Source organism: Ralstonia flatus (genome assembly GCF_958439105.1).
GTDB lineage: Bacteria > Pseudomonadota > Gammaproteobacteria > Burkholderiales > Burkholderiaceae > Ralstonia > Ralstonia flatus.
The window spans coordinates 42,834-49,020 of record NZ_CAUDLI010000017.1 but is presented as its reverse complement, the minus strand read 5'-3'; the positions used below and the strand labels follow the sequence as shown (position 1 = coordinate 49,020).

At 64.7% G+C, this 6,187-nt stretch carries 3 protein-coding genes; all 3 read right to left on the bottom strand.

What is annotated here, in order from left to right; all coding sequences use genetic code 11:
• Positions 1–708: 708 nt before the first annotated feature.
• Positions 709–3,297 carry an ATP-dependent chaperone ClpB gene (clpB, locus tag R2676_RS26010; protein WP_027677531.1) on the bottom strand — a complete coding sequence of 863 codons (2,589 nt, stop codon included), beginning with the start codon at positions 3,295–3,297 and terminating at the stop codon, positions 709–711.
• Positions 3,298–3,467: 170 nt separating this feature from the next.
• Complete coding sequence (locus R2676_RS26005; RefSeq protein ID WP_206271968.1) at positions 3,468–5,645, bottom strand: D-(-)-3-hydroxybutyrate oligomer hydrolase; 2,178 nt, start codon at positions 5,643–5,645, stop codon at positions 3,468–3,470.
• A gap of 146 nt (positions 5,646–5,791) precedes the next feature.
• A complete protein-coding gene (gene crcB / locus R2676_RS26000) occupies positions 5,792–6,172 on the bottom strand; it encodes a fluoride efflux transporter CrcB (RefSeq protein ID WP_147213568.1) in 381 nt (126 codons plus the stop codon).
• Positions 6,173–6,187: the final 15 nt, after the last annotated feature.

The following is a 6,187-nucleotide window of genomic DNA, read 5'->3' as shown; positions in this document are numbered from 1 at the left end:
CCCGTGCGTTTGCACTCAACCTTGGGCTACCTGTCGCCCTGCGCCTACGAGGCTAAACGAACAGCGAAACAACCTAGTGACGTGTCCGAAATTACTTGACCACGACAACTTTCTTTGTCTTGCCAAAGAAAGTAAGCAAAGAAAGGCGCGCCCGATGCGGCGACCCCCTCCTTGAATTTATGTCGCAAGGAGGGAGGGGAGGCAAACTCGCTGCGCTCAGACAGGCCTCCCCTCTTTTTCCTCCTTGCAACAGAAATTCAAGGCGCCGCATAGGGCAGGTAAAGGCCAAACCGTCGATCACCATGGCAGCAGGCACCAACAGCACAACGCGAAGCAAAGCGAGCAACAACAGCAAAAATAAGCGCCACCGAGGCCAGCACACCGTCGGTGTGGCCTTTGACGTTCCTGCCCTTGATGGCGCCTTGGACTTTTGTTGCGGGGAGGAAAAAGGAAGGAGCCTTGTCTGAGCGCAGCGAGTTTGGCTCCTTCCCCTCCCCGCGACACAAATCCAAGGGGAAGTCGCCATCTCGGGCGCGCCTTTCTTTGCTTACTTTCTTTGGCAAGACAAAGAAAGTGAGTCGCCCCCGGCAGGGGGTGAAACAGAGATGCCCCACCAACAGAAACAAAAAGCCAAAAACAAAAAGCCAAAAACAAAAAAGCCGCTCCGGAATCCTCCAGAGCGGCTTTTTAACGCACCACTACACAGCCTCAGTGCACAACCCTCTCAAACGAAAACGCCCCGTCCCGATAATCCACCGGCACCACATCCTTGGGCGCGAACTTGCCCTCCAGGATCATCCGTGCCACCGGATTCTCAAGCTGCTGCTGGATCGCCCGCTTCAGCGGCCGTGCCCCAAACACCGGGTCGTAACCCGCTGATGCCAGCTTGGCCACCGCCTCGTCGCTGATCTCCAGCGCCAGGTCCATCTGCGCCAGGCGTGCCGACAGACGCTTGAGCTGGATCCGCGCGATCGATTCGATGTTGCGTTGGTCCAGTGCGTGGAACACCACCACCTCGTCGATCCGGTTCAGGAACTCGGGGCGGAAATGCGTCTTCACTTCCTGCCACACGGCACCCTTGATCACGTCCGCCGGTTCGGTCGCCATCTGCTGGATGAGCTGCGAGCCGAGGTTCGACGTCATCACGATCACCGTGTTCTTGAAGTCGACCGTGCGGCCCTGACCGTCGGTCAGACGGCCATCGTCCAGCACCTGCAGCAGCACGTTGAAGACGTCCGGGTGCGCTTTCTCCACTTCATCGAGCAGCACCACGCTGTACGGCTTGCGGCGCACGGCTTCGGTCAGGTAACCGCCTTCCTCGTAGCCGACATAGCCCGGCGGCGCGCCGATCAGTCGGCTCACGGAATGCTTCTCCATGAACTCGCTCATGTCGATGCGGATGAGGTGGTCTTCCGAATCGAACAGGAAGCCTGCCAGCGCCTTGCACAGCTCGGTCTTGCCGACGCCCGTGGGCCCCAGGAACAGGAACGAGCCATACGGCTTGTTCTCGTCCGCAATGCCGGCGCGTGAGCGGCGGATGGCATCCGACACCAGGCGCACGGCCTCGTCCTGGCCGACCACGCGCTCGTGCAGGCGGTCCTCCATCTTCAGCAGCTTCTCGCGCTCACCGGTCATCATCTTCGACACGGGGATGCCCGTGGCGCGGCTGACGACTTCGGCAATCTCTTCGGCACCCACCTGCGTGCGCAGCAGCTTATTCGGCTGCTTCTGGCCGGCCGACTCGGCGGCGGTTGCGGCCTTCAGCTTGCCTTCCAGCTCGGGCAGCTTGCCGTATTGCAGTTCGGCCACTTTCTCGAGCTTGCCTTCGCGCTGCAGCTTGGTGATCTCCAGCTTGATCTTGTCGATCTCTTCCTTGAGCGCAGCCGCACCTTGCGCGGCGCCCTTCTCGGCCTTCCAGATTTCGTCCAGATCGGCGTATTCCTTCTGCAGGCGTTCGATCTCCTGCTCGATCAGCTCCAGGCGCTTCTGCGAGGCTTCGTCGGTTTCCTTCTTCACGGCCTCGCGCTCGATCTTCAGCTGGATCAGGCGCCGGTCGAGCTTGTCCATCGCCTCGGGCTTGGAGTCGATTTCCATCTTGATGCGCGCCGCAGCCTCGTCGATCAGGTCGATGGCCTTGTCCGGCAGGAAGCGATCGGTGATGTAGCGGTGGCTGAGTTCAGCCGCGGCCACGATCGCCGGGTCGGTGATCTCCACGCCGTGGTGCAGTTCGTACTTCTCCTGCAGGCCGCGCAGGATGGCGATGGTCGCCTCCACGCTCGGCTCGCCCACGAGCACCTTCTGGAAGCGGCGCTCCAGCGCGGCGTCCTTCTCGATGTACTTGCGGTATTCGTCCAGCGTGGTCGCGCCGATGCAATGCAGCTCGCCACGTGCCAGCGCCGGCTTGAGCATGTTGCCGGCGTCCATCGCGCCCTCGGCCTTGCCCGCGCCGACCATGGTGTGGATCTCGTCAATGAAGAGGATGGTCTGGCCCTCTTCCTTGGCGATGTCGTTCAGCACGGCCTTCAGGCGCTCTTCGAACTCGCCACGGTACTTGGCACCGGCCAGCAGGCCCGCCATGTCCAGCACCAGCACGCGCTTGTTCTTCAGGCTCTCGGGCACTTCGCCGTTGACGATGCGCTGCGCCAGGCCTTCGACGATGGCCGTCTTGCCGACGCCCGGCTCGCCGATCAATACCGGGTTGTTCTTGGTGCGGCGCTGCAGGATCTGGATGGCACGGCGGATCTCGTCATCGCGGCCGATGACGGGGTCGAGCTTGCCGATGCGTGCACGCTCGGTGAGGTCGATGGTGTACTTCTTGAGCGCTTCACGCTGGCTCTCGGCCTCGGCGCTGCCGACGGTCTGGCCGCCGCGCACGGCGTCGATGGCGGCTTCGAGCGGCTTGCGCGACAGGCCGTGTTCGCGCGCAATGCGGCCGGCCTCGCCCTTGTCGTCAGCCACGGCCAGCAGGAACAGCTCGCTGGCGATGAACTGGTCGCCGCGCTTGATGCCTTCTTTCTCGGTCGCCTGCAGCAGGCTGCCGAGGTCTCGCCCCACCTGCACCTGTTCGCCACCCTGCACCTGCGGCAGGTGCTTGATGGCGCGGTCCAGCGCCGTGTCCAGGGCGCCGGTATTGACGCCCGCACGGGCCAGCAGGTTCTTGGTGGCCCCATCCGGCTGGCGCAGCATGGCCAGCAGCAGGTGGACCGGTTCGATGTACGGATTGTCGTTGCCCAGCGCCAGGCTCTGCGCGTCGGCCAGCGCTTCCTGGAAGCGGGTGGTCAGTTTGTCCAAACGCATTAAAAACCCCTTGCGGAAAATGTTTCACTGCTCCGAAAGATAGGGAGCTTCGGTGCCATTTCAAGCGTGGAAACGCGGCTTTTGATGCAGATTTGCGCCAAAACAAACGGCGGCGCGCCTGTCGGCAACGCCGCCGTCCGAAGTGCATCAAAACCGTCGTGGCTAGCGCATCAGTTGGGCACCGAGACCGTCGCCACACCGCCCGACACAGTCACCGAGATGCGGTCGCCGGCCGCCGGTGTGCTCGTGAAGTTCGGCACGTTGGCTGCGTTGATGGCTGGGGCAGCACCGGGCGTGCCACCTCGCGGGGTGGAGCGCACCACCTGCGAAGGCGGCAGCGGCGTGCCGTTCTTCAGGTTGGCGTACATGGCGTCCAGCGCGCGCTGTTCATAGAGCACCAGCGGTACGAACAGCGTGTCGTAGCCAGGCACGAGGTCGATGAAGCCGTCGAAATGCTGCGCGTTCATCACCTCGATATACGACAGCTTGCTCGAGCCGCCCTCCACCTTGGCGTTCAGCCCCAGGTACGGCCGCGAACCATGGTTGACCGGCAGCAACGCGTCGTTGCGGCCCTGCACGATCAACGCCGGCTTGCCCTGCAGGTTGCCGGTGCGCAGCGTCTGGCTGATGCCGGTCTGCAGCGACTGCGACGCGGCATCGGCGCCCGTCAGCAGGTTGCGCAGGCACAGCGCGCCATCGAGGTTGGCGGCCTGCGTGCCGGTGGAGTCGACCGACTGGTTGCTGCGCGTCGGGCCGCCCTGGGCGTTGTTGTTGACCAGTTGCACGCCGGAGGTGGGCGGAATGCCGTTGCCAACCGCCGCCATCTGCGCGAGCGCCGTGGCGTTCACCGCCGTCGGGTGGAACGACGCGTCGGTTGCCGCGAAGCTCAATCCGCACAGGTTGTCGGTCACGCTGGCGCGCGAGAGGGCGTTGCCAAAGGTTGTCGCCACGGACGGGTCGATCTCGTAGAACGACATCGAGGCATGCACGAGATCGGACTCGGGCTCCCAGCCGTAGGCGCGCATCTTCTGCAGCGCTTCGTCGGCCTGGGCGGCCGCCGTGGTGGAGGTCAGCAGCCCCGCCGCTTTCAACGCTGCGCAGCGGTTGGCCTGGGCGCCCGCCGGGAACGTCGTGAGGCTGCCAAAGAACGCCTGCGCCGGTGCCGTGGCAACGCTCGCAGACGACGCCGCGCACAGCCGGAACACATTGGCGTAGCTCACGTAGTCGAACAGCGGTTTGCCGGTCGTCGGCAGCGTGGTGCCGCCGCGCACGACCTGCACGCCGGTGTTGGGGGGCAGGTTCAGGCCGGGCTCGCCGACGGCCACCCCGTCGATCCACCCGCCGGTGTCCTGCTCGGCCGCCGCGATGGCTGCGCCGCCGCCATTGGAGATGCTCGACGCGATGACGATGGTGTTGTCCGGACGCACCGGCAACGCGCTGCCCACGAGCGCACCGCTCGTCGCCGAGACCTTGTCGTTGATCGCCCAGAACGCAAACTGCACGGCCTGCAACGTGAACAGGCCCCAATCCTTCTCGGGGTTGCGCTGCGAATGCGCGTGCTTGAACGCCAGCCGGTTCGGCGTGGCCGCGTTGAAGGCAGAAAGCTGGCTGCTGGTGAGCGGCGCGGCAAAGTGCGCGTTCGACCCGGCTGCGCTGCGCGTGGTGCGCGTGCCGTCCTGCAGGGCGACGGTATCGGTGGCCAGGTCGTGCGGGCCGGCGCCGGTGCCCTTGTCGGTATAGGCGACGGCGCACTTGCGCTTGAGGCCCCATTCGCCGGTGGAAATCGCGCCGTAGATGCCGCGCGAGCCCGACGAGGTGGCGGTGATGATGCAGGGGTTGTTGACGTCGAAGCTGTCCGGAATCTGCACGAGCAGCACCACGTTCTGCTGGCCGGTGCCGTCATCGGAGTACGTCACGTATTCGGTGCCGGCGATCATGCCGGAGCCCTGTGTGACGTTGCCGCTCGCGTCGACGTTCGGGCCATAGAGCGTGCCGTAGCCGCCCTTGGCCGCCGTGTCGACCAGCGCCCGGTAGTTGGCGTAGATCGCGAGGCGGCGCAGCTCGGCTGCCGTGGGCGCGGTGGGGTTGGCGATGGTGGGCGCGGTGGCCGAAGCCAGGCCGCTTGCGCCGAGGCCGGCGGTCAGCAGGTCGTCCGATACGCCGTCGTACCGCGTGACGGTCACCTTGCCGGCAAAGGCCGGTTTGGTATTGCCCGGCACGTTGTTGCCGTCATTGCTGCCGCCGCAGGCGCTCAACACGCCGCAGCCGGCCAGCAGCACGGCACCGGCGGCGATCAGGTTGCTAGGCGAGACGTGCCGTCGCAGGCGCGCCGTTCGGGTGGGTTTCATTGCGTCTCCTTCTCGTTATGGATGGAACAACACAAAGCAAACCCGCGGCGGCCTTCGATACTGCACGTCCCTACGCCACCGCAGGCACTACCAGTATGTGAACCAAACTTCTCATTCGCAACTCGATTTGCAGGCGGGGCTTGCGATCAACTGAAGGTGCGCACCGTCCAGAGACCGAGCATCGTGAGGAACAGCGAGCCGCCCAGATGCGCCACGATGTGCAGCGCGCCCATCAGGTGGTCGCCGGCCAGGATGTTGGCGACAACCTCGCTGGAAAACGTCGAGAACGTCGTCAGCCCGCCCAGAAAACCGGTGATGACCAGCAAACGCCATTCCGGGGGCAGCCCCGCGTGCGTGTCGAAAACACCCACCGCAACGCCAATGAGGTAGCCCCCCACCAGATTGGCCGCCAGCGTGCCGTACGGCAAGGCCGGATTGATGGCGTTCAACAAGACGGCGAGCGCCCAGCGCAACCAGGCTCCCAGCGCAGCACCCACCCCAACTGCCAGAAAGCCCATTCCGCTCATGCGGTCGCGTCCTTG